The following is a 22,797-nucleotide window of genomic DNA, read 5'->3' as shown; positions in this document are numbered from 1 at the left end:
ACAATCGGAGGAACAGTCCATGGCCAAACCACGTCTACGGATTATCCCGCTCGGCGGCGTCGGCGAGATCGGGAAAAGCATGACGGTGTACGAATATCGCAATGAACTGATCGTCGTCGACGCCGGCGCGAAGTTTCCTGAAGAAGACCTACGCGGAGTCGACCTGATTATCCCCGATGTCGGTTATATCAAGCAACGCATGAGCAAGCTGCGCGGTATCCTCCTCACCCACGGGCACGAGGACCATATCGGCGGTATCCCCTTCATCCTCAACGAGTTCAAAGGTATCGCACCCGTGCCCATCTACGGCTCCGAACTCGCGATCGCCTACGCCCGGGCCAAGGTCGAGGACTTCAGCGATCCGAAGCTGGCTGACTTTCGTGTCGTGCAGCCAGGCAAGCGCTATCGGCTGGGCCAGCACTTCGAGGTGGAGTTCATCCCGGTGACGCACAGTATTCCCGGGAGCTATGCGATCGCGCTCAAGACGTCGCTCGGTTGGGTCGTCCATACCGGTGACTACAAGTTCGACCCCACGCCACCACTCGGGCCAAAGACCGACGAAGCGCGGCTCAAGCAGATCGGGCGCGAGGGTGTGCTCGTTCTCTTGTCCGATGCGGTGCGTGTCGAGCGCGCGGGCCGCACCCCTTCTGAGGCCGTCGTCAGCGAGACGCTGGACCGCATCATCGGCGCGGCCGAGGGACGCGTCATCCTGACGACCTTCGCCTCGAACATCACGCGTATCGATCAGGCCATCCGCGCGGCACACCGCCACGGACGGAAGGTCGCGATTTCGGGTCGGAGCATGGAACAGAGCACCCGGATCGCTCAGGAGCTCGGGTATCTCCAACCACCGCCCGGCGTGATCGTCCCTGTCGAGATCGCGATGACATTACCACGCAAGCAAGCGATGCTCCTCACCACCGGTAGCCAGGGTGAAGCAACCGCTGCACTCGCTCGCATCGCGAGCAGCGATCACCCGCACATCCGCCTCACTCCCGGTGACCTCGTGATCTTCTCGGCGACGCCGATTCCGGGCAACGAGCAGACGGTCAGCGAGACGATCGACCAGCTCTTCCGGATGGGCATCAAGGTGATCTATCCGGACATCGAGCCGACCGTGCATGTCTCCGGGCACGCGAGCCGGGACGAACTCAAGCACATGCTCCGCCTCGTTCGGCCGCGCTTCTGCGTCCCGGTGCACGGTGAGTACCGGCATCTAGCGCTCTACCGGGAACTGGCGCTCGAACTCGGTTATCTACCGGAGCGCGTCGTGATTCCGGAACTCGGAGCAGTGCTCAGCTTCAGTCGCGAGGACGTCCGTCGCGAGGGCACCGTCGACTGCGGTCCCGTTCTCGTCGACTTCGTCACGCCGACGCACCCAGTTCTTCGTCGCCGCGATGAAGTGGCATCGAGTGGTGTGATCATCGCCGCGTTCGTGATCGACCGCGAGACGGGCAAACTGATCGCCGGTCCGGAAGTAACTGCTGAAGGACTGAACGGCAAAGTCAATCCGGAGACGCTCGCCAAGGTGACCGAGGAATTCAAACGGTTCCTGGCCAAGCAGAAGGGTGGATTCAGTCACGGTTATCTGGTGAGCCGCACCAAGAGCGTCCTCGGTCGCCAGCTCTACCGGCGTGCCAAGTTCCGGCCGCTCATCCTGCCGCTGATCAGCGAGCTCTGAGCGGACCGGCGGCGGCTCCCGGCACGCTCAGCGGAGGCGGGCGATCAGGACGTTCACGATCACGAGCACCATGACGATGAGCGCCGTAAGGGCAGCGCTGTTCGCCCGACCGAGTCGGTTGCGGAACACAACAGTCAGCCCGAGCGCCGCGAGTGCGAGATAGCCGGTGATCGGGTGCCAGACACTGATCACCTGCGGCGCACGGATATACAGGACGGTACCGAAGATCACCTGAATGGCGATGAGCAGGTGCGCGAGCCCGACGAGCCACATCGGCAGCCCACCCTGCCGGCGCCTGAGATAACTGCCGAGCGCAATTGCAAGGTAGACGACCGCCAACCCCTCGCCAAGCGCACCGTGAATGGCTCGTACAATGTCCATCCGCTCCCCCTTCCCGGCGCTATTTTAACACGGAGTTGCGGGACGATGCTTCGTTCGGCACCACCCGTACGAGCCACCAGCCACCAGCTGCCAAGCCTGCCACCAGTGGCAGGGCGAGGTGCTCGCGGAGCTGCACGACCCGACGCGGATGGAACAGCGGGACTCCACCCGTGACGAGGTCACGCAGGAGGTGCGATCCTAAGCCAAGTCCGAAGCCGGTTCCCAGGTAGCGGTCAGCACGGACAGCCGCCGCCGTGAGCCCAAGAGCGATCACCAGCGAATGGGTCACCGGTCGCTGGGGCATAGTCATGCACGTCTGAAGACGGATCGAGCGCGCGGCAGCGATGTGATCCAGGTCGATCACCAGAGCACCGAGCAGTGCACCGGCCAGAACGCGCTTGGGATCCGGCGTGCACCGGGCAGCTGGCAAGCTGGTCGCCAGACCGAGCGCTGCGTGCGCGAGGCCGTCGCTGATGGCGCGTGCGAGCGAACCGGCTGGCGACCGTGACCACCACCGGTGAGCGATCGCGACGGCCAGCCACGTCCCTGCGGCGCCCCACGTTGACCGCCGCATCGTCACCCCTCCCCTCGTTCCGCTGCCAGCATACTCGAGCCGAGAGGAACGCTGGACGGGAAGGAGTCGAGCATGACGGCCGCTGAACGGAGAGCGTGTCGCGTGGTCGCCATGCTTTCGGGAGGGTTGGACAGCACGACACTCGCGTACCTCCTGGATGCGTATGGCTTCGAGCCCTATCGACTCCCCTTCCCGTACGGCCAGCGACACGAGCGGGAACTGCTCGCTACGCGCACAGTCGCTGAACGCCTCCACTTTGCCGAACACCGCATCGTCACGATCGATCTCGCACAGTGAGGCGGATCCTCGCTCGTGAGCGCCAGGGAAAGCCGGGTCAGCCGACGAGCGACATCCCTTCCACGTACGTCCTTGTCCGGAATCTCATCTGTCTCGCTCTCGCCCATGCCTGCGCCGAAGCGACCGACGCCGATGCTGTCGCGATCGCTGTCAGTCGAGTCGATGGATATCCGGACTGCGGCGGTGGATTCCCCGCTGCCTACCAGCATCCTGCCGATCTGGCTTCCCGGCGCTTCGTCGAGACCGGACGGCGCATCCCTGTGCAGGCCCCGTGTCTCGATGTGCCCGAGGCGAGCATCGTCCGCCTCGGCCTTCGCCTCGGTGTCGACGACGGACTGACCTGGTCGTGCTACCGTGGCGGAGAGCGCCCCTGCCGGCAGTGCGATTCATGCCGCTTGCGGGCACGAGCATTCGCTGAAGCCGGTGTGCCTGACCCGCTGCTCGACGACTGAGCACGGCACCGTGGTACAACAGGGCACGGCACATCGAGCGGAGGACGACGAATGCCGGTACAACTGGTCTTGATCGGACTACCACAAAGCGGGAAGACGACCGTCTTCAATGCACTGACCGGCGCCCACGCCATGACCGGCACCTTCAGCGGTGCTGAGGACGAACCGAACCTGGCAACGGTGAAAGTCCCCGACCCTCGTTTGGATGTGCTGACTCAGATGTTCAAGCCCCGTCGCACCGTGCCAGCTGAGATCCAGTACTGGGACGTCGCCGGATTGGCCAAGGGTATCCACGAGCGCGGTCTCGGAGGGCGCTTGCTGGGGTATCTGCAGCAAGCGAGCGCACTCGTTCATGTGGTGCGTGCCTTCGATGATCCAGCCGTTCCCCACCCGGAGGGATCGGTCGATCCACTCCGCGACATCGCGACGATCGATATGGAACTGCTCTTCGCCGATCTCGCGATGGTCGAGAAGCGTCTCCAGCGGATTCGTGCTATGATCCCCAAACTCCGCGGCGCGGAGCGCGAGGCGCACGAGCGGGAAGGAGCAGTGCTCGAGCGGCTGCATCGCGCGCTCAGCGACGGGACACCGCTCCGGGCAGTCGAGTTGGATCCGGACGAAGAAAGGCTCCTGCGTGGCTTCGGATTCCTCACGCAGAAGCCACTCTTGATCCTGCTCAACCTCGGCGAGGATCGCCTGAGCGAGGCGGAAAGCTCGCTCGCTGCCGTCAGCGAGCGTGTAGCCGGCCCAGGCGTTGCCGTCGAGGCACTCCCGGGCAAGCTCGAGGCAGAACTGGCACAGCTCGCGCCGGAGGAGGCAGTCATCTTCATGCAAGAGCTGGGTATCAGCGAGCCTGCGCGGAACCGAGTTATCCGCACCTCTTACCGATTGCTCGGTTTGATCTCCTTCTTCACCGTCGGTCCGGACGAGGTCCGCGCTTGGACGATTCGCCGCGGTGCGACGGCTGTGGAGGCAGCCGGCACGATCCACAGCGATCTCGCTCAGGGATTCATCCGAGCAGAAGTCGTTCACTACGACGATCTCGTGCGCGCCGGCAGCCTCGCCGAGGCACGGAAGCTCGGGGCCCTCCGGCTCGAGGGGCGAAACTACGTCGTCGAAGACGGCGACATCCTGCACATTCTCTTCAACGTCTGATCGGACGCGCCGGGAGCACGACCGTGGGCATCGATTTGGCTCCGCGGACGACTGGCCTGCTTCCCCCGTGGTTCGTGTTGGCAGGCGGTCTCCTCTGGATCGGTTGCACGTTCGCCCTCTGGTGGAAACGGAGCCGGTCCGCGCCCGAGTTCGCTGCAGTCGGCAGCCTCGTGGGCGCCTGGTTGTTGTTCTTCTGGCGCCCGCTGTTCACCGCTGCCCATGTGCCGCGTGGAGGTGGGGATTTGAATTCCTTTTTCTTCCCGCTCCACGCCTTCGCTGCCCGTACGGTGCAGAGTGGAGAGCTCCCACTCTGGAACCCGACACTCTTCAGCGGTATGCCCCACTGGGCGAACTATCAAACCGGGATCCTATACCCACCGAACTGGCTCGCCTATCTCCTCGCACGCCCCTTCAGTTACGCCGCACTCGAGTTCCTCGTCCTCTGCCACTATCCCGTGGCGAGCCTCGGCGCATACGTGTTGGCACGATTCGGCCTGCGGCTCGCTCGTGTCCCCTCGCTCCTCGCTGGTCTCGTGTTTCCCTACAGCGGTTTCCTCGTCGCCCACCTCGGTCACTACTCGATGCTCGCCGCCGCGGTGTGGCTTCCCTGGCTGTGGGTCGCACTCGCACGCTCGGTCGCGACGCACCGCAGGCGCTGGACTGTCGGTATCGCCGTCGCGACGTTCCTGCTCGCCACAGGCGGCCACCAGCAGACCGTCCTCTACGGCCTCACTGCTGCTGGCGTGTGGTGGCTCGGTTACCTCGCCCATGAGCGCAGAGCTGCACTCGCCGCGTTCGCGAGCAGCCTTCAGAACCGCAACGCGCGAGGAGCAGTCCACTCAGCATGGCTGCTCGCGGGTGACGCGTTTCGGGCCGGTATCGGCATCGCGAGTGGCCTCGCCTTGGCAGCCCCGGCCCTCCTCCCCTCGCTCGAACTGGCACGCCGGTCCGTGCGGTCCGGTGGCCTGAGTTACGAGCAGGCGAGCGAGTTCGCCCTCCAGCCGACCGCGCTCGTCAACCTCGTGCTTCCCCGGACATTCGGCGACAACCCGACGAACTGGTGGGGCCCGTGGGCCAACGGTGAGGTGTGGGGCTACGCAGGGATCGTGACGCTCGTCCTCGCCGGGCTCGGGCTGGTGCTGAGCCGGGACCCGCTGCGCTGGGTACTCGCCGCGATCGGTTCTCTCGCCCTGTTGCACGCACTCGGGCCAGCCACACCGATCCACGGGTGGGTCTACCGCTTTTTGCCGTTCGCCGATCTCCTTCGGGCACCAGCGCGCTCGCTCCTCTTCGTCGATCTGACACTGGCGCTGCTCGCGGCAATAGGAGTCGCCACTGCGCTCGAGCGCGGCCAAGAACGGCTCGAGTTCCTGCACCACCTGGTCCGCTCGCTCGTTCTGGCCATCGGCACACTGGTTCTGCTCGTCGCACCGCTCTTCCTCCTCGCCATCGTGACGAGCGCCACACCAGCCGAACCGCTCGTCCGTGCCTTCGACGGGATCCTGCTCCTCGTCCTCTGGCTCGGACTCACAGCGGTCTGGCTCCGCGTGCTCGCGAGTGGCCGAGCGAACCAGGCCACGGCACTGGCCGGGGTGGGGCTCGTCGTGCTGGATCTCTTCAGCGCGACGAGTCCGTTCAACCCGACACCGGACGACCTCCTCGCCGACTTCCGGCATCCTGAGGTGGTCGAATACCTCCGCCAGGCGACACAGGAGAACGGTCCCTGGCGCCTCCTCGCGTTGACGATCCGCTGGCAACCGAGCGCCGCAGCAGTGCATGGCCTGGAGGACGCCGGTGGACTCTTCGACCCGATGCAGCCGGCAGCCTATGCACGGGTGCTCGCGTGCACCCGCTCTGCTCCCCAGCGTGCACTCCTCGACCTCCTCAATGTGCGCTTCGTGCTGACCCGCGCCGACGACGGTGACTTCAGCTCATCGTTCGAGCGCCGGCTGACCTCATCGACCGGCCTCGTTCTCTGGGAGAACCCGTCCGCGCTGCCTCGCGTCTGGCTGAGCGATCGTGCAGTCGTGACCGATGTCCAGACCGCGCTCGAGCGTGTGTGCAACGATGCCTTCGATCCACGCCAGGAGCTGTACCTCAACCGGCCGCTTTCGCCGGCCGAGCCAGGTGCCACTGGGCAGGCGAGAGCCTCTTGGGACGGACCGAACCGCTTGCGTGTCGCAGTCGAAGCCAGCGCCCCGGCCTATCTCGTCATCGCTGTCACGGCCGACCCTGGTTGGCAGGCGACGCTCGATGGCCGCTGGACTCCGCTCGCCACCGCCGACGGGATCTACCAGGCGCTGTGGGTGCCCGCCGGCCAGCACACCGTCGTCCTCACCTACTGGCCACCGCTGCTCGGCTGGGCACTCGCTGTCACCCTGCTCGGCCTGCTCGCGCTGAGCTTCTCCCTGGTTCTCGGCTGGTCAGTTGGGCGCCGACGCGAAACGACCGCGAACCGCGGACACCGGACAACGAGTCCGGGCGATTCGTTGGCAGCTGCCGCTCCCTCGACGGGAAGCGACCACTGACACAGGACCGAAAGGACTGACCGATCGCCAGCCATCAACGTCATGACCGAGCGATAGCACGGCCAGCGGCAGAGCGCCCGACAGGTAGTCAGCGCCGGGATTTCGCTCCGTAGGAAGCACGTAATGCGGCAACCGCCTCCTCACCGATGCCGCGCAGCGTCAGTCCCGCACTCCGTGCAGTCACCACCAAGCGACAGAGAAACTCGAGCACCTCGATGCGCCGGAATGCCTCGAGCGGCGTCTCGCCCACCGCTACCACACCATGGTTTTCCATGAGGACCACCCAGCGCTCCTTGCCGAGCGCTTCAGCCACCGCGCGGGCCAAGTCATCTGTGCCGGGCTGGATGTAGGGAACGCGAGCCAACTCGCCCAGATAGATCGCGGTTTCGGGGACGAGGTCAGTCGGCAGCGCGAGGTCCGTACATGCGACGAGCGTCGTATACGGCGGCGAGAGATGGATCACACAGCGGACATCCGGCCGTGTCTGATAGATACGCCGGTGCAACTGGATCTCGGTCGAGGCTTCAGGTGGTTCGCCGGGCTCACCGTGCAGGGGGGCCAGGACGAAATCTTGGGAATCCAGCTGGTCGAGGGCAGTACCACGCATCGTGATGAGGAAATGCGACTCGCTGCGCCGCAAGCTGAAATTCCCGCCGGTCCCCCAAAGGTATCCCCGACTGCCGGCCAGCCTCCCCAAAACGATCAGATTCTGATGCGGGACGAGTTCGACCGGCATCGTACCTCCTCGTTTGTCACGCACGTTCCAGAGCTCGGCGAATCAGGTCAGCCACCTGAGCCGGACGTTCGGCGACCGGCACACCGGCTGCTTCGAGCGCAGCGATCTTCTCAGCTGCTGTTCCCCGTCCCCCGCTGATGATCGCTCCGGCATGTCCCATCCGGCGTCCTGGTGGTGCCGTCCGACCGGCAATGAAGCCGACGACCGGCTTCGTCACGTGGTGACGGATGTACTCAGCCGCAGCTTCCTCGTCCGCTCCACCGATCTCACCGATCAGGACGATCGCCCGTGTCTCCGGATCGTTCTCGAACAACTCCAGCACCTCGATGAACGACGTACCGATGACCGGATCGCCACCGATCCCGACCGCGGTCGACTGTCCGATTCCTGCCCGGGTCAGCGCCCAGACGACTTCGTACGTCAGCGTACCGCTCCGGGAGACAATTCCGACGGGCCCCGGTGCATGGATGAAACCTGGCATGATCCCCACCTTCGCCTTCCCTGGCGAGATCAAACCAGGACAGTTCGGTCCGACCAGTCGCACCCCGCGCGCCCGCACCGCGTGGTAGACCCGCACCATCTCGAGAACGGGAATCCCTTCGGTGATGCAGACGATCAATGGGATACCCGCGTCGGCCGCTTCCAGGATCGCATCGGGGGCGAACGGAGCCGGTACCGCCACGAAGGATACGTTCGGTCGTGTTGCCGCTACGGCCTCGGCGACTGTATCGAACACTGGGACACCGTGCACCTCGCGACCACCCGCCCCCGGCGTCACACCGGCCACGACCTCCGTCCCGTATTCGATCATCTGCTGCGTATGGAAAGATCCCTCGCGACCCGTGATCCCCTGAACCAGTAACCGCGTCGACTCGTCGACCAGGATCGCCATCGCTCCCCCTGCCCTACTGGACCTTCGCCGCCGCGACCGCGCGCTCGGCAGCTTCCTCCATGGTCTCGACGACCGTGAACCCGGCTGCCTCGAGCAGGCGACGCCCTTCCTCCTGGCGCGTTCCGACGAGGCGGATGACGATCGGCACGCGCACCTCAACCTCGCGCAACGCTTCCAACAAGCCTTGCGCGACCACGTCACCGCGCGTGATCCCCCCGAAGATGTTCACCAGGATCGATCGGACATTGGGATCAGCGACGACGATACGCAGCGCAGCAGCGACTCGTTGCGCCGAGGCACCACCGCCGATATCGAGGAAGTTCGCTGGTTCACCACCGTAGAGCTTGATCGCGTCCATGGTCGCCATCGAGAGGCCCGCCCCGTTGACGATACACCCCACCGTGCCGTCGAGACGCACGAAGCTGATCCCCGCTAGCCGCGCTTCCCGTTCCAACGGATCTTCGTCTTCCGGGTCACGGAGTTCAGCCAGATCCGGATGCCTGAAGAGACCGTTATCGTCGAGCACCATCTTGCTGTCGAGGGCCATCCAGGTCCGGTCATGCGTCAACACCAGCGGATTGATCTCCGCCAGCGAGGCATCGCAGTCGACGTAGGCCTGATAGAGCTGCCGCGCGATGGCCGCGAAGCCGCGCACCAGATCGGGTTCGATCCCCAACCGGAACGCCAGCCGACGCGCCTGGTAGTCGAGGAAGCCGAGGAAAGGATCGGCATGCTCGCGCACGATCGCTTCAGGCCGCTCCCGCGCGACCTCCTCGATATCGACACCGCCAGCTCGACTGGCCATCACCACGATGCGTCGCGCATCGCGGTCGAGCACGACACCCAGATAGTACTCCCGATCGAATGCGATCGCCGGCGCGACCAGCACCTTCCGAACCGTGCGGCCGCGGATCTCCATCCCGAGGATACGGGAAGCGACCGCTTCCGCTTCGGCAGCGCCGTTCGCCAGACGGATCCCTCCTGCTTTCCCACGCCCACCAGCATGGACTTGCGCCTTGACGACCACCCGGCCACCGAGCTGTTCTGCAGCCTTCCGTGCTTCCTCCGGTGTCCGGGCGACGATCCCCCGGTTCACCGGAATCCCGTATCGTCCGAAAATCTCCGCAGCTTGGTATTCGTGGAGATCCATCGCTCCACCTTTCGACTCGACAACCGAGGCGATCATACCACGCTGCCGAAAACCATCTCGACTCTCGTTCAGCATGGTGGAATACGAAAACCGTATTGGGAGCCCGGGCAACGGCCGCCTCGGCTCCCGCCACGACGTGGACGATCAACTGGCTAGAAGGAGACGTCGTCCACCTCGGGGATGACGTCGAGCACCACGTTCCCGAGTTCACCACTCGGCAGGCGCTCCACCCGCCGAATGAAGACTGTGATGATCGCTCCTTGCGATTCGGGATGGAAGCGGAACTCTCCAGTCGGACCGCGGAAGCGGACAGCTCGCAGCGCCTCGAGGAAACGCGCCGTATCCTCGATCGCCCCCTCCACCGCTGCGAGCGCTTCCACGAGGACCCGTCCGGTCACATAGCCTTGATAGACGAACTGGTTCGCCACCACACCGTAGCGCTCGCGAGTCCGACGGACGAGCTCCTGGTTCTCCGGAGAGTCGTAGAGTACTGCATAATGGGAAGAACTGACGTAACCGAGCGCTGCCTCGCCCTGCTCCTGCAGGATACTCTCATCGACCGTATCGCCGGAACCGAAGAGCGGGATACGTTCCTCGATGCCGAATTCCGCGTACTGCTGAACGAAGCGCACGGCGTCGACGCCCGAGTAGAACGCGAACACCCCATCCGCATCGTACTGGGCAATCCGCTGGAGATACGGGCCGTAGTCGGTTGTATCGACTGGTGCGTAGACCTCGCCGACGATGGTTCCACCAGCGGCCTGGAAATGCTTTCCGAACGCTCCCACCTTGTCATGACCTGCCGAGTAGTCGAGTCCGGTCAAGACCACCCGGCGGAAGCCCAGTTTCTCGTAGGCATAACGACCGAATGGCGCTTCGTGCTGCCCGTTCGCGAAGGAGACGCGGAAGATGAGGGAGCTTCGCATGTTGGGATCGCGCGTCAAACCGGGCAATCCTGCGTTGCTGACGATCAAGGGCACACCGGACGAGACGACGTAGTCGCGGAGCGCTCCGGCCTCGCTGCTCAACGTGACGCCAGCCAGCACGTGCACCCGATCGCGCTCGACCAATTGTCGCGCCTTGGCCAAGGCTTGATCGGGATTACCGGCCGAATCCTCGACGTGCACGGCGAGTTGTCGGCCAGCGACTTCGGCGTTCACCTCCGCGAGCGCCAGCTCGAGCCCACGGACCAGGTTCTCTCCGAGCGACGCGAAGGGTCCAGACAACGCTACCAGCATCCCGATCCGCACCGCTTCTCCTGAGCGTACTGTCCTGGCGTCGTGCTTCGATGAGCGGGTCGACACTGTCGGGCTCGCAGCACCTGGCACATCAGTCGCTGGTGTCGAGCCACCACCTGCACAAGAAGCCAGTAACCCCCCAGCGAGCGCAACAGCATACCGGACGAGCTTGCGCCTGGACAGGTACCGACGGTTCACGCTCAGCTCCTCCTCACTCATCGACGGTCACTCTCCTCGCGTTCGTGATGTCGAACAACTTAAGGTATATTAATAACTAAATCACGATTCGTCAAGCCTCTGGGGAGCGCCCAAACACCGGTAGAAGCGACGCGACGAGATATGAGCCTGCCGAAGGGCTCTGCAGGCAGTGCATGCAGCCGCGATCGAGCGTAGCCGATCCGCCTCCCAGGCAGCGGAGGCTACCGTCACCGGACGGATCGGTTGCAGCACTGCTCCTCGACCGATTACACTGCGAGTACACGAACTCGGTACCCGTCCGAGCAACGGAGGTCACTCCGGGAAGGGAGAGCGACAATGCGACGAGGAACGCTCCGGAGTTTCCTGGGCGGTCTCGTGCTCGGAACGATCCTGGGGGCATTAGCAACCTGGTTGAGGACTTCTCAACAGCAACCTATTCCGCCTGCCCTCCGCGAGCGTGCTCGGACGCTCCTCCAGCAGGCACGCGCACAAGGTGAGCAAGCAGTTACGACCCTGCGGACGCAACTTTTGACTGCCCGGCAGGCGATCGAATCGCGCATCGCTGGCACGCAAACGCCCGGTGAGCGAACCGAAACAACGGCGAGCGATACTGAGGTGGCTGTCGAAGCTGAGAGCTGAGGCGATGTTGGCACGATTGCGTACCGCTGCGAAATTCTTCACGTGGGGGCTCCTCCTCGGCCTGCTCTTTGCGCCAGCCAGCGGCCAGGAGCTGCGCCGACGATTGATCCGGTGGTGCACCGGCCGCTTGCAAGCCGGCATCGAGCGCATCCGCGAACGCTTGACGGGAAGTTCGCCGTCGTAGCGTGCCGGCCATCGTGGACGCTCGAGGTGCTGGAAGCGGCAATCCCGACGGCCACTTCCGCGAGTCTAGCCTACCCGGCACGCTCGTCAGGTTCTCGTACCTTGCATACCGGTGCGTTTCCGCTGCTGCCCTGCGCGTCCTAGAGGCCGTGCTCCGATCCGCGCAACTGCGGCTGCCCAGACGAGGGCTCGCCAACAGCGAATCGGCGAAGGCCGCGACCTACCACGGACGGATCGGATACCGGACGAGTCGCGAAGGGTGAGCGCCGCCTTTCGGTCGGGACGCGAAACAGGATCTCGCACCTAGCGTCGTTTGCCGCCTTTCTAGTCTCACTGTTGCTACACTCGATAACGGTGCGTTGGCAACGGCGCCAGCACTTCTGCGCTCCGGCGAGGATGCCGAGGGTGACCGATGGCTGAGTTGATTCTCCGCGACCTCTGTCGGTGGGATCGACGCTTCACCATACTCTACCCCCCCGGAGCGAACGAGGAAGCGGTACTCGATCGTCCGGTCTCGTGGGCCGTGAGTGTCCGCGCCGTGCCACCGTTCCTTCCCCCGCTCCGTGGCGATGAGCTCATCATCTTGAGTGGACGGATCCTGCGTGAGATTCAGGCTACCGGTCTAGCAGACGCGGATGAGCTCCTCGAGACACTGGCCGAAGCCCCGGTCGCTGCACTCGTGACCGAACCCAATCTCTTCGAAGAGCCAGTCGGATCGTTACCGCTCGTGCTGTTTCCCGGCCCGATCCCGCTCGATCTCGAATCGACCCTCAATCGCTTGCTCACCGAGCAACGCCGCGCACTCTACCGCCTTTCGACCGAACTGACCCGCGAGTTGTCGCGTGCTGCACTGACCGGTGGCATCGACGCCGTCCTCCAGGCTGCTGCACTCGCCAGCGACCGCAGCCTCGTCCTCCAGGACAGCGACGGTCGCATCCTCGCAGCCGGGGGCGATGCACCGTCGCCCGCCGCACCGACAGCACTGGCTCGCGCTCGGCCCCACCCGAGTGTCCGGGCTCTCACTGAGGGTGACGATGAACGACTGCTCACCGCGATCAGTGTGAGTGGCCGGCTGGCGTATCTGTCGCTGCTCGCTTCGGGAAGCGCAACGACCGAGCGTGACCGGCTGGTGCTTTCCCTCGTCGCTGGGCTCTGTGCCAGCCTCCTCGCGCAAGAGGGGCGCGCAACGCGCCCAGCTCCGCTGAGCCAGCTCGTCGCCGATCTCCTGCTGGGCCGGTTGAGTGAGACCGTCCTTCCCCATACCGCACAACGACTCGGCCTCGATCCCAACGCACCGGTCGTTGTCGCGCTGTTCGGTGGCCGCTCGGCCACGACACGTGGCGATGTTCTCCGGCGTGTACTGGAACCGAGCGCGCGCGACCGTACGACGCCACTCGGCGAGGAGATCGCGCTCCTCCTGACCCAGCAGGAAGCCGAATCCATCGAGAGCCGTGCCCGTGGCCTGGCTGGCGCTTCCGTCGCCGCCGAACGACTGCCGTTTGCCCCGTCGATCCTCGGCCCGGACGCGCGGCGGGATCCCGAGTGGTTCCTCGTCCTCTCTCGTCCGGTCGCCCGCCTCAAGGCCGCTCCCGAGGGATTGCGCCAGGCCCGCTTCCTGACCGGACTCCTCCGCACTGGCGCGCTAACAGGATCCGTCGTGCGCTTCGACGCTCTCGAGGATACCGGCCCTTTCGCGCTGTTGTATCTCCTCTGGGGAAACCCAGAGATCGAAGCCTTCCGTCACCAGGCGCTCGGCCCGTTACTCGATGCGGACGAGCGAGCGTGCGAACTCCTGCAAACCCTCGCTGCTTTCCTCGCCTATGGCAGCGCATCGGAGGTCGCAGCGTGCCTCGGCATTCACCGCAACACGGTCGCCTACCGTTTGGCGCAGGCAACCGAGCGGACAGGGCGCAATCTCGGTGACGCGCGTGATCGCTTCTTGCTCGAGCTGGCCTTCCTCCTCGGCATGCTGCCGCCCGCGGAGCCGAACGTCTCTCAGTGAGCAGGGCGACGGCGCGGGTACAGACCGAGTTCGGCTGCCGTTCGTTTCAGTACCACGCGCTCGAACGAGACGACCAAGACCGCATCGCACGTGAACCAGCGCCAGCAAAGCGGAATCGGCAGCGTACCGACGGCAAATCGCCCCGCCCCCAGGGGAAGCGCATCGTCGCGCACCGTCGCGAAAGCATTCCGTGCTCCCTGCGTCTCCGGTCCTGGGTTGCCGAGCGGCGCGGTTGGCTGCGGACCCAAGAGTTCTCCTGGCACGACACTCACCTCGCGAACTGCCACCGCTGGCTCGCCCCGCTGCGGCGCGGGACCGAAAGAGACCTTCCGGACAGTACCCACGTACACACCGTCGGCCGTATAGACGTCCATCCCGACCCGGATGTCGCGCGTATCCAGCGCCACGCTTCTCCCCTGTCATTCGAACGAGGACCGAAGGGTGACGGCATCTCTCTCCTGCTTCTGTAGTATAGGAGCCGAACGCTGGCTGATCGGGAAGGGAGCTCGGGGTGCGGTCGAGGGCGCAAAATCGAATGGTTACATTCCTGGCACTCTGGAGTCTGGTCACCGCGCTTGTACCATTGCTCGCCGCGCAGCCGGTGGCAGCAGCGACCGACGAGGCGACACTCGCGTTGAACCGGATCAACGAATGGCGTGCAGCTCTCGGCATCCCACCGCTGAGCCGTCACCCGGCATTGGACGCAGCAGCCCAAGCGCATGCCGAGTACTACCAGCTGAATTTCGGCGATCCCTCTTTGGCCGGCCTGGGTCTGCATCGTGAGGAGCCGGGTAAGCCTGGTTTTACTGGTGAGACGATGATCGACCGGGCACGCGCCCAGGGCTACATCGGCTCAGTCAACGAGAACATCGGGTTCACTGGCTCGCTTCTCCTGTCCGTCGAAGTCTTCATGGCCACGGTCAATCACCGTCTCCCGCTCATCGATCCGCGCTACCAGCACATCGGCTTTGGAGCCGTGAACCGGAACGGTGTGCGGATCGAAGTGCTCATGGTCGGGACACTCAACGACTGGACTGAACAAGGCGATCCGGACTGGGTCGTCTGGCCACCGGACGGTACCAGCGGGGTTGGAACGCATTTCTGGGGTGAAGCACCGAACCCCTTCCCCCGAGCGCAGTATCCGCTCGGGTATCCCGTGACCGCCAAATACTTCGGCCCCGGCACGGTGGCGTTCACCCGCGGCTCCCTTTTCGAGGAAAATCGGGAGATCCCCGTGCACTTCGCGACCGGTAGCGGCTGGCTCAGCCAGCGAACCGCTCTCCTGGCCGCGACCGAGCCGCTCGACGCTGGTGTCACCTATCGCTACGTCATCGAGGGAACGATCGACAGCCGCCCCTTTCAGATCACGGGAAGCTTCCGCACCGCCCGATCGGCCGACGAAGAACTTCGGTTCTCAGCACCAAGCGTCCCGATTCCGCCTGGCCTGAGCCAGGCGCCTCCCAAGGTGCAGGATCTCTGGCAAACGATCGACGGCCCGGTCGCGGCTGGTCGATCGGGAAGCTGGACCTTCGGCCCCGACGCCTGGGCCGTGCGGTGGGAACCGTACGCTGACTCGCCTGGCGGGCGTCGCCAGGTCGTCTACCTCGACAAGGCGCGCCTCGAGGTGAACGATCCACGCGCCGACGCGTCATCGGAATGGTTCGTCACCAGTGGCCTACTCGCCCGCGAGATGCTACTCGGTCAAGTCCAAGTCGGCGACCATCGGTTCGTCGACCGTGCTCCCGCCGAGGTCCCGCTCGCCGGTGACCCGGCGCCGTCCAATCCCGACGCCCCGACCTACGCCAGCCTGCGCCCCCACAGCGCCCTCGTCACCGGAGTCGCGCGGTCCGACCGGACCGGTGAAGCGATTCGTGAGGTGCTGCGGCAGGATGGCACGGTGGTCGTCGATCCCGCACGAGAACGACCAGGTGTGGAGTACGCGGGCTACGATCCGGTGACCGGCCACAACAGTGCCCGCCCGTTCACGGAATGGCTGGCCACACGACCGTGGAATTCGCTCTTCGTCGTCGGCAGGCCGATCGCCGAGCCGTACTGGATCCTGGTTCGGGTCAGCGGGCAGCCTCGCTGGGTACTCGTCCAAGCGTTCGAACGCCGGGTTCTCACCTACACGCCGGACAATCCGGTTGGCTGGCAAGTGGAGATGGGGAACGTCGGCCGGCAGTATTACGAGTGGCGGTACGGGGAAGCGCCACCGGCTGCCCCTTGATACCGTGATCGCGCGAGCGATAGGGTCGAGCGACTGCTGCTTGGCACGAGAGGAGTTCAGTCGATGCAGCGAGCAGAACGCCGGGTCGTGCTCGAAGAGGCACGGAACCAACTGCGCGAGCGTCTCGCCCAATCCACCGCCGGGCCGGAATTGCTCGAGGACGTCTGCCACATTCTGGAGCGTTCTGTCCCGTGGTATGACTGGGTCGGGATCTATCTCGTTGATGGAGACGAGCTCGTCCTGGCTGCCTGGCGGGGGCCAGCAGCTACCGAACACGTGCGCATCCCGATCGGGCAAGGAATCTGTGGTGCAGCCGCACGCGAGGGGCAGACGATCATCGTTCCCGACGTCCGCGAGGACCCGCGGTATCTCCAGTGCTTTCTCTCGACCCGTTCCGAGATCGTCGTCCCGATCCTGCGCGATCGACGAGTGCTCGGCGAGATCGACATCGACAGCGACCGTCTCGCCGCCTTCGACCAGGACGATCGGGAACTCTTGGAATGGCTCGCAGCACAACTCGCTGAGCGGTTCCCTCAGCCCACTGCCGGCACGCCCTGACGGAAGATCTCGTCCCAGGTCCAGGACGAAACAGGACGCAACTGTCGAGCCGTGAGCGCGTGCAGCAAGTGCACCGGTACGTCGCTCGTGACCGCACGAACACCGGTTCGCACGAGCCGAATTGCCTCGCGCGGATCGTTGACGGTCCAGCTAGTCAGCAGCCATCCCTGTAGCTGGAGCCAACGAGCGAGCCACGGTGTGACGACACGGTAGTGCAAGGCGACTAACTGGGCGCGCGCCAAGCGAAGCGTGACGGCGAGCTGGAACGCCATGAGGGAGCGCATGGGGAACGCGCTGCGTCCAGCAACGCGCCGTGGCACGCGCGTGAAGGCATGGCCGTGCGAAAGCCCCCGGTACGCCGTCGGCAGCAATTTCGCGAGCCGGCGCAGGCTCGCCGCGTGCTGACTCGTGATATACACGCGTTCGGGATGCCCCCACCGTTCGACCACGCGCGCCAGGTGTCGCTCGTACCCGCTGCCCTTGAGGTCCAGGTTGACGAGCGCGCGATGACCGAATTCCTCGAGAAACTCTTCGAGTGTCAAGAGGTTCGGCTCGGCAACACGAAGCGCGGGCAGACTCGCGTGCCGCACGACTAGCCGTCCACCATCCGGCAGAGGAACGACGCTGTCGTGGAGCAAGACGAGTTCGCCATCACCAGTGAGGCGCACATCGCATTCCAGCGCTGGGACGCCAGCTGCCACCGCTGCCAGGAAGCCAGCGGCCGAGTTCTGGCCGCGCGCGACGCTCCCTCCGCGGTGCGCGATGACCGTGAAGTTGGGCAGTGTCGCTGTCTTCATTCCTTCTGTCCATCCCCACCGCCGAGAAAGCGCACCAGGCCGTACCAGCTCCCTCCCAGCAAATACCCCCCGAGCACGTCGGTGAGCCAGTGGTGACCGAGATAGATCCGCGAAAGCCCCACCGTTCCGACCAGTACCACTGCCGAGGCGACCAGCACCACCCGGAGCCAGAGCCAGCGTGCCCGCTCAGCGAGCGCGACCAGGGCTGCGAGCCAGAACGCGGTATACGTCACCACATGCCCACTCGGATAGCTCGCGTCACGCGGTTGTGCGATCGGAACCCGGACGTCCGGATGGTTCGGACGCGGTCGCCGGACCAACCGCTTGGTCACGAAACTGACGGTACTCGCTGTCCAAGCGAAAAACAGTTGCGTCGCAGTTCGCCGATCGCCGCGCAACCAGAATCCCGCGATGATCGCGCTCGGGACGAGGACGCTCTGAGGCGGGAACCCGAGCCAGCTGATCCACTCGAGGAAGCGACCGACTGCTGGCGGCGTGCTCTCCTGGAGGCGACGCGTGACCACAAGTTCGCAGGGTGACTCGGGGTGGCGGCGAACCCATATTGCCAGCCCGGCATACGCCGCGAGCGCACCGAGCACAGCCACCAGTCCCGGAAGCGAATGCCTGCGTCGCATCGGTTCCTCGTACTGGACGCTCATTCAGCGAAATCGTCGAGGTCCGGTGCCTCGTAGCGCCACAACCGATCCGGCCGCTGGAAGCCGAGTTCGGCCAAGCGATCGACAACCGACAGGACGACCTCATCGGGGGTGGAAGCGCCGGCCGTCACGCCGACGACGCGCTTCCCCTCCAGCCAAGTTGGATCGATCTCCTCGGGTCGCTCGATGTGGTAGCTCGGCACGCCACACGCCCGTCCGACTTCGGCCAGCCGGGCCGTATTGGAACTCTTCCGCCCACCGACCGCGAAGAGCACATCGACTTCCCGAGCCAAGGCGCGCAGTGCTTCTTGCCGCTCCCACGTCGGTTGGCAGATCGTGTTCACGATGCGGATCTCGCCACCGTGCCGAGCGACCCAATTGGCGAGACCCAGCGCGAACGCGAGGAACTCATCCGTCTGCTTGGTCGTCTGGCTCACCACCGCAACCTTGCGAGGCGGTGCCGTCACGCCGGGCAGACCGCGCGGCCCGTTCCAGGGAAGGTCTTCGAGATGTTTCGCTGCGACAGCCCGACTCGTACCCGCCCAACCGAGCACACCTCGGACTTCAGGATGGTTGGCATCGCCGTACACGACGAGGAAGTACCCCTGGCGCACCAGTTTTTCAGCCAACCGCTGAACCTTCGTCACGAGCGGGCAGGTCGTATCGATGAGTTCCAGCCCGGCCTCCTGGGCCTCCTGCGCGCGTTGCGGGCCAGCCCCGTGCGCAGTGATCGCGACGCGGCGGAACCCACGCTCGCGAGCTTCCTGCACCGAACCGACCGGCTCGATCCCCTGAATGCGCAAACGTTCGACCACTTGCGGATTGTGAATAACGTCACCGACGGTCGCAACCGGGCCTTGTCGGGCTGCCTGCTGGATGATCTCGAGCGCCCGGCGCACTCCCCAGCAGTAGCCCATCACGTCGGCCAAGACGATCCGCTTCTCCGTCGCCGCAACGGCCATCGCTCGCCTCCTCGCGCCCGGCTCCACCGCCGAGCCCGAGTATACCCTCTCGAGAGGCCGAACCGACTGCGTCGCTGTACTCCCCGAGCCTCAGTCGGTACCGCGCACGGTCGCTCTCCAGGGTTGCGGTTCCGGCATGCTCCCGCTCGCCCACGCCTCGACGAGCCGATAGAGTTCCCAGAGCGAGCGAACCGTGACGGCCGGCGGCAGTTCTCCGTTCCATTCCCGACCGGAGCGATTGCACCACACGCTGACCAGACCAGCCCGCGCTGCTCCCGCGACATCGTTGACCGGATGGTCACCGATGAAGAGCGTCTCCTCTGGCCGCATACCGGCTCGGGCGAGGGCCAGGTGGAAGATCGTCGCCTCCGGCTTGGCGACACCGACTTCCTCGGAAACGATGACGATCGGGAACAACCGCGCGATGCCGAGCCGTTCCAGCTTCGCTCGCTGGATCTCGCTCGGGCCGTTCGTCACCAGGCCAGTCAATACCCGCTGCTGCAGAGCCCACACGACCGGTACACTATCGGGAAACAGTTCTAACCCGTAGTACCGGTCGCTCGAGTAGGCAGCGAGCGCGCGCTCGAGCAGCGCTTGCTCCCTCACGCCGGCACGTTCCAACGCTACTCGAACCGCTTCCCAGGTGTGACTCGGCTGGCTCAGTGCGAACTCGACGATCGTCTCGACCGGAAGTTGCACGTACTCCGGCGGGATAGCTCTGATCGCCCGTTCGACGCGTAACCGGAACGACCGGGCATGGTCGCACAAGGTATCGTCGAGATCGAACAGGATGAGCCGGATGGGCATCGCGATCTCCTCACCGCCAAGCGTACGTGACCGAGGAGACGCGATCAACGATACCGTGTCTCGCTGTTCCCTCGGTATCCTCTTGGGCGGCGTCGAGAGCAGGGGACGATGCGACGCTGGTCGGAGCGATGGAAGCGATCGCCACAGCCATGGCGCCAGTGGGCGCTCGTTCTCCTGCATGGGCTGGTCATCGCCGGCCTCGTCGTCGCGATACCGGCAAGTGTCCTCGCGCATCGGATGGTCACCCGCGGTATCGAGACGGGCGAGCAGGGCAACCCGATTCCGCTCACGGACGTCAACCCGCTCGGCGTCAATACCTTCCTGCAGGCCGAGCCCGATCCGGCCAAGGTCGAGCGGATGCTCGACATGATCGCCGCTGCCGGGTTCACCTACATCCGCCAGCCGTTCTTCTGGTATGAAATCGAGCCGGAGCCCGGCGTCTTCTGGGACGCCAAATGGGGCATGAGCACGTGGGAAAAGTACGACCGGATCGTCCGCCTCGCTCGCGAGCGCGGCCTCGAGATCATCGCCCGGCTGGACAAGCCACCCCGCTGGGCGCGTGCGGGGCAACCGCATCTCGACGAGTGCCCGGACGGCCCACCGACCCGGTACGAGGACTACGCACGCTTCGTTGCCACTGTCGTCGCCCGCTACCGCGGGCAGATCAAGTACGTCCAGATCTGGAACGAGCCGAACTTACGGAATGAATGGGGCTGCCAGCCGATCGATCCGGCCGCCTTCACGCGCTTGCTCGCGCTGGCCTACCGTGCCGCCAAGGAAGCAGACCCGAACGTGCTCGTCCTCATGCCGGGACTGGCGCCGACCGACCAGACAGGGCCGGAGAACTTGAGCGACCTGCTCTTTCTCGAAGGGATGTATCGGGCCGGTGCGGCTCCGTACTTCGATATCGCCAGCGCGATGGTTTACGGTTATGGCTACCCACCGGCTGACCGGCGAGTCGATTTCACCCGCAATAACTTCTCCCGAGTCATCCAGACGCGCGAGATCATGGAGCGGTACGGTGACGGCGACAAGCCGCTCTGGGTCGCCGAGTACAACTGGGTCGCCTTCCCGCCCGATTGGCAGGGGCTGCCTTCCGTATGGGGTCGACCGGTCTCGCTCGCGGAACAGGCTCGCTATCTCTACGAAGGGTATCTCCGCGCCCAGCGGGAGTGGCCGTGGATGGGTGTCCTCTGCGTCTGGTATTTCCGCTGGTGGCTCCCACCCGACGATCCCGACAATTGGGCCGACCCGACTCGTGGCTTCGCTATCGTCGAGTGGGACCTGACCCCACGCCCGGCCTACGACTGGCTCGCTCGTGCGCGCCCAGTACTCGACCGGGCCTGGACCGGCATCTACCCAGCGAGCAGCCGGTACTGGTCCACGGACGCCAACTGGACACTCCAGGACACGCCGGACGGCACTGCCCTCGTCCCGACCGCGCCGATGGCACGACTCCGTTTCCCCTTCGGTGGTCCACGCCTCGACCTCACCCTGCTGCCCGGCACGCGCCTCACCGTGCAGGTCGACGACGCTGCACCACGCCGGATCGAGGCGAGCGGTCCGACGCCGGTACGCCTCACCGTCGCCGAAGGGTTGTCTGATGGACCACATACCCTGACCATCGTTGCCGAGGACGCGCGCGGCGGCATCCTGCAGGCGCACGTGATACGGCGGCCGTTCATACTCGACCTCTTACCGCTGGTGCTCGGCCTGCTCACCCTTACCCTGGTGGCCAACGTCGCTTCCCTCGCCTGGACGCTGCGGCACCCATTGCCAGCGCGGGAGCGAGCGACCACCCATCGGCTTACCACCGCTTCAATCGCGACGTGCCAGACAGCGGGCGAGCGCGTCCCGCCAGTCCGGGAGTTCGATTCCGAGAGTCGGTAGAGCCAGGCTCACCAGCGTCCCGTTGCGCGGTGGTCGGGCAGCACGCCGGTACTCGCTCGCCGGAATCGGCTCCACCGCGACCGGCAGCTGGAGCGTCTCCACGATCGCCTGCGCCCAGTCGTACCAGGAGGCGTTTCCCGCGTTGACGACGTGAAACGTGCCAGCAGCCGAACGTTCCACCAGTTGCCAGAGCGCGCGAGCGAGGTCGTCGACGAAGGTCGGATTCCCGTACTGGTCTGCCACCATGCGCAAGCGCGGCTGCTCGGCCGCGAGTCTGAGCACGGTGGTCAGAAAGTTCCGCCCTGTCGCGTCGTACAGCATCGCTGTCCGGACGATCGCATGCTGCGGGCAAAGCGCCCGCACTGCCTCTTCACCGGCGAGCTTGCTGGCCCCATAGACGCTCAATGGATGCGGACGGGCGAACTCGTGGTAGGGCTCGTCCTGCTCGCCATCGAAGACGTAGTTGGTCGAGATGTAGACCAGCCTCGCCCCCGCCTCGAAGCAGGCTGCCGCGACATGCTGTGTCCCGAGCGCGTTGACGCGCCAGGCCCGCTCGGGATGGTGCTCGCAGCCATCGACATCGGTCCAGGCTGCACAGTGGAACACGACATCGGGCTCCAGGCGCGCCAGCACTGCCCGCACTGCCACTGGGTCAGTGACGTCGCAGTCGCTAGCGCCGAGCGCGACCACCTCGCTGTCCGATGGTGCGGTGCGCACGAGCGCGCGTCCCAGTTGCCCATGCCCACCAGTGATGAGGACACGCATACCTACTCCCCGTGCTCGCCACCTTCTCC

General features: G+C 65.3%; 23 protein-coding genes. 11 read left to right on the top strand and 12 right to left on the bottom strand.

What is annotated here, in order from left to right; translation table 11 throughout:
* Window positions 1-19 precede the first annotated feature (19 nt).
* A complete protein-coding gene (locus OO015_RS06915) occupies window positions 20-1,681 on the top strand; it encodes a ribonuclease J (protein WP_265940502.1) in 1,662 nt (553 codons plus the stop codon).
* A 27-nt stretch (window positions 1,682-1,708) separates the two neighbouring features.
* Here the strand turns inward: OO015_RS06915 and OO015_RS06910 are convergent, their stop codons facing one another.
* Both OO015_RS06910 and OO015_RS06905 read right to left on the bottom strand, forming a co-directional pair.
* Window positions 1,709-2,062, bottom strand: a complete 354-nt coding sequence (locus OO015_RS06910) for a hypothetical protein (protein ID WP_265940501.1) — start codon at window positions 2,060-2,062, stop codon at window positions 1,709-1,711.
* Window positions 2,063-2,081: 19 nt separating this feature from the next.
* Window positions 2,082-2,636: a metal-dependent hydrolase gene (locus tag OO015_RS06905; protein WP_265940500.1), complete on the bottom strand. Its 555-nt coding sequence runs from the start codon at window positions 2,634-2,636 to the stop codon at window positions 2,082-2,084.
* A gap of 72 nt (window positions 2,637-2,708) precedes the next feature.
* Here OO015_RS06905 and OO015_RS06900 point away from each other — a divergent pair, with 72 nt between their 5' ends.
* From OO015_RS06900 to OO015_RS06885, 4 genes are read left to right on the top strand one after another with little or no spacing between them, the layout of a single operon-like run.
* A complete protein-coding gene (locus OO015_RS06900; protein WP_265940499.1) occupies window positions 2,709-2,933 on the top strand; it encodes a 7-cyano-7-deazaguanine synthase in 225 nt (74 codons plus the stop codon).
* The gene (locus OO015_RS06895) at window positions 2,930-3,385 is read left to right on the top strand and encodes a 7-cyano-7-deazaguanine synthase (protein WP_265940498.1); all 456 of its coding nucleotides are present in this window, start codon (window positions 2,930-2,932) and stop codon (window positions 3,383-3,385) included. Before OO015_RS06900 ends, OO015_RS06895 begins: the two co-directional genes overlap by 4 nt.
* Before the next feature lie 51 nt (window positions 3,386-3,436).
* On the top strand, window positions 3,437-4,540 hold the full coding sequence (gene ychF / locus OO015_RS06890) for a redox-regulated ATPase YchF (protein WP_265940497.1): 1,104 nt from the start codon (window positions 3,437-3,439) through the stop codon (window positions 4,538-4,540).
* Window positions 4,541-4,563: 23 nt separating this feature from the next.
* Window positions 4,564-7,068 carry a YfhO family protein gene (locus tag OO015_RS06885; protein WP_265940496.1) on the top strand — a complete coding sequence of 835 codons (2,505 nt, stop codon included), beginning with the start codon at window positions 4,564-4,566 and terminating at the stop codon, window positions 7,066-7,068.
* A gap of 88 nt (window positions 7,069-7,156) precedes the next feature.
* On the opposite strand, the gene OO015_RS06880 is transcribed toward OO015_RS06885, so the two are convergent.
* The 4 genes from OO015_RS06880 to OO015_RS06865 all read right to left on the bottom strand — a co-directional run bounded on the left by OO015_RS06880 (window position 7,157) and on the right by OO015_RS06865 (window position 11,096).
* Window positions 7,157-7,804, bottom strand: a complete 648-nt coding sequence (locus OO015_RS06880; protein WP_265940495.1) for a class II aldolase/adducin family protein — start codon at window positions 7,802-7,804, stop codon at window positions 7,157-7,159.
* 16 nt (window positions 7,805-7,820) lie between these two features.
* Window positions 7,821-8,696 (bottom strand): succinate--CoA ligase subunit alpha, encoded by an 876-nt coding sequence (sucD, locus tag OO015_RS06875; protein WP_265940494.1) that lies wholly within the window; start codon window positions 8,694-8,696, stop codon window positions 7,821-7,823.
* Window positions 8,697-8,709: 13 nt separating this feature from the next.
* Window positions 8,710-9,846: an ADP-forming succinate--CoA ligase subunit beta gene (gene sucC, locus OO015_RS06870; RefSeq protein WP_265940493.1), complete on the bottom strand. Its 1,137-nt coding sequence runs from the start codon at window positions 9,844-9,846 to the stop codon at window positions 8,710-8,712.
* A 152-nt stretch (window positions 9,847-9,998) separates the two neighbouring features.
* Window positions 9,999-11,096, bottom strand: coding sequence for an ABC transporter substrate-binding protein (locus tag OO015_RS06865; RefSeq protein ID WP_265940492.1), 1,098 nt, complete (start codon window positions 11,094-11,096; stop codon window positions 9,999-10,001).
* Between the two features lie 522 nt (window positions 11,097-11,618).
* Here OO015_RS06865 and OO015_RS06860 point away from each other — a divergent pair.
* The 3 genes from OO015_RS06860 (at window position 11,619) to OO015_RS06850 (ending at window position 14,106) form a co-directional block, all read left to right on the top strand.
* On the top strand, window positions 11,619-11,921 hold the full coding sequence (locus OO015_RS06860; protein ID WP_265940491.1) for a hypothetical protein: 303 nt from the start codon (window positions 11,619-11,621) through the stop codon (window positions 11,919-11,921).
* A 4-nt stretch (window positions 11,922-11,925) separates the two neighbouring features.
* Window positions 11,926-12,105: a YtxH domain-containing protein gene (locus OO015_RS06855; RefSeq protein WP_265940490.1), complete on the top strand. Its 180-nt coding sequence runs from the start codon at window positions 11,926-11,928 to the stop codon at window positions 12,103-12,105.
* A gap of 411 nt (window positions 12,106-12,516) precedes the next feature.
* Window positions 12,517-14,106 carry a helix-turn-helix domain-containing protein gene (locus OO015_RS06850; protein WP_265940489.1) on the top strand — a complete coding sequence of 530 codons (1,590 nt, stop codon included), beginning with the start codon at window positions 12,517-12,519 and terminating at the stop codon, window positions 14,104-14,106.
* On the opposite strand, the gene OO015_RS06845 is transcribed toward OO015_RS06850, so the two are convergent.
* A complete protein-coding gene (locus tag OO015_RS06845) occupies window positions 14,100-14,513 on the bottom strand; it encodes a hypothetical protein (protein ID WP_265940488.1) in 414 nt (137 codons plus the stop codon). The genes OO015_RS06850 and OO015_RS06845 overlap by 7 nt on opposite strands.
* 128 nt (window positions 14,514-14,641) lie before the next feature.
* Here OO015_RS06845 and OO015_RS06840 point away from each other — a divergent pair, with 128 nt between their 5' ends.
* Both OO015_RS06840 and OO015_RS06835 read left to right on the top strand, forming a co-directional pair.
* The gene (locus tag OO015_RS06840) at window positions 14,642-16,333 is read left to right on the top strand and encodes a CAP domain-containing protein (RefSeq protein WP_265940487.1); all 1,692 of its coding nucleotides are present in this window, start codon (window positions 14,642-14,644) and stop codon (window positions 16,331-16,333) included.
* A gap of 63 nt (window positions 16,334-16,396) precedes the next feature.
* Window positions 16,397-16,891, top strand: coding sequence for a GAF domain-containing protein (locus tag OO015_RS06835; protein WP_265940486.1), 495 nt, complete (start codon window positions 16,397-16,399; stop codon window positions 16,889-16,891).
* Here OO015_RS06835 and OO015_RS06830 read toward each other — a convergent pair.
* The 4 genes from OO015_RS06830 to OO015_RS06815 form a co-directional block, all read right to left on the bottom strand.
* Entirely contained in the window at window positions 16,867-17,688 is an 822-nt protein-coding gene (locus tag OO015_RS06830) for a glycerophosphodiester phosphodiesterase (protein ID WP_265940485.1), read from the bottom strand. The two genes, OO015_RS06835 and OO015_RS06830, sit on opposite strands and share 25 nt — an antisense overlap.
* The gene (locus tag OO015_RS06825) at window positions 17,685-18,323 is read right to left on the bottom strand and encodes a phosphatase PAP2 family protein (protein ID WP_265940484.1); all 639 of its coding nucleotides are present in this window, start codon (window positions 18,321-18,323) and stop codon (window positions 17,685-17,687) included. Before OO015_RS06825 ends, OO015_RS06830 begins: the two co-directional genes overlap by 4 nt.
* A 20-nt stretch (window positions 18,324-18,343) precedes the next feature.
* A complete protein-coding gene (ispH, locus tag OO015_RS06820) occupies window positions 18,344-19,306 on the bottom strand; it encodes a 4-hydroxy-3-methylbut-2-enyl diphosphate reductase (RefSeq protein ID WP_265940483.1) in 963 nt (320 codons plus the stop codon).
* 90 nt (window positions 19,307-19,396) lie between these two features.
* Complete coding sequence (locus OO015_RS06815; protein ID WP_265940482.1) at window positions 19,397-20,113, bottom strand: HAD family hydrolase; 717 nt, start codon at window positions 20,111-20,113, stop codon at window positions 19,397-19,399.
* A gap of 108 nt (window positions 20,114-20,221) precedes the next feature.
* On the opposite strand from OO015_RS06815, the gene OO015_RS06810 reads away from it, so the two are divergent.
* Complete coding sequence (locus OO015_RS06810; protein ID WP_265940481.1) at window positions 20,222-22,003, top strand: cellulase family glycosylhydrolase; 1,782 nt, start codon at window positions 20,222-20,224, stop codon at window positions 22,001-22,003.
* Here the strand turns inward: OO015_RS06810 and rfbD are convergent.
* Window positions 21,932-22,768, bottom strand: a complete 837-nt coding sequence (gene rfbD, locus OO015_RS06805; RefSeq protein WP_265940480.1) for a dTDP-4-dehydrorhamnose reductase — start codon at window positions 22,766-22,768, stop codon at window positions 21,932-21,934. The genes OO015_RS06810 and rfbD overlap by 72 nt on opposite strands.
* Window positions 22,769-22,797 lie beyond the last annotated feature (29 nt).

Source organism: Thermomicrobium sp. 4228-Ro (assembly GCF_026241205.1).
Taxonomy (GTDB): Bacteria; Chloroflexota; Chloroflexia; order Thermomicrobiales; family Thermomicrobiaceae; genus Thermomicrobium.
Note: the sequence above shows the minus strand (reverse complement) of the source record. Positions and strands in the feature narration are given on the sequence as shown.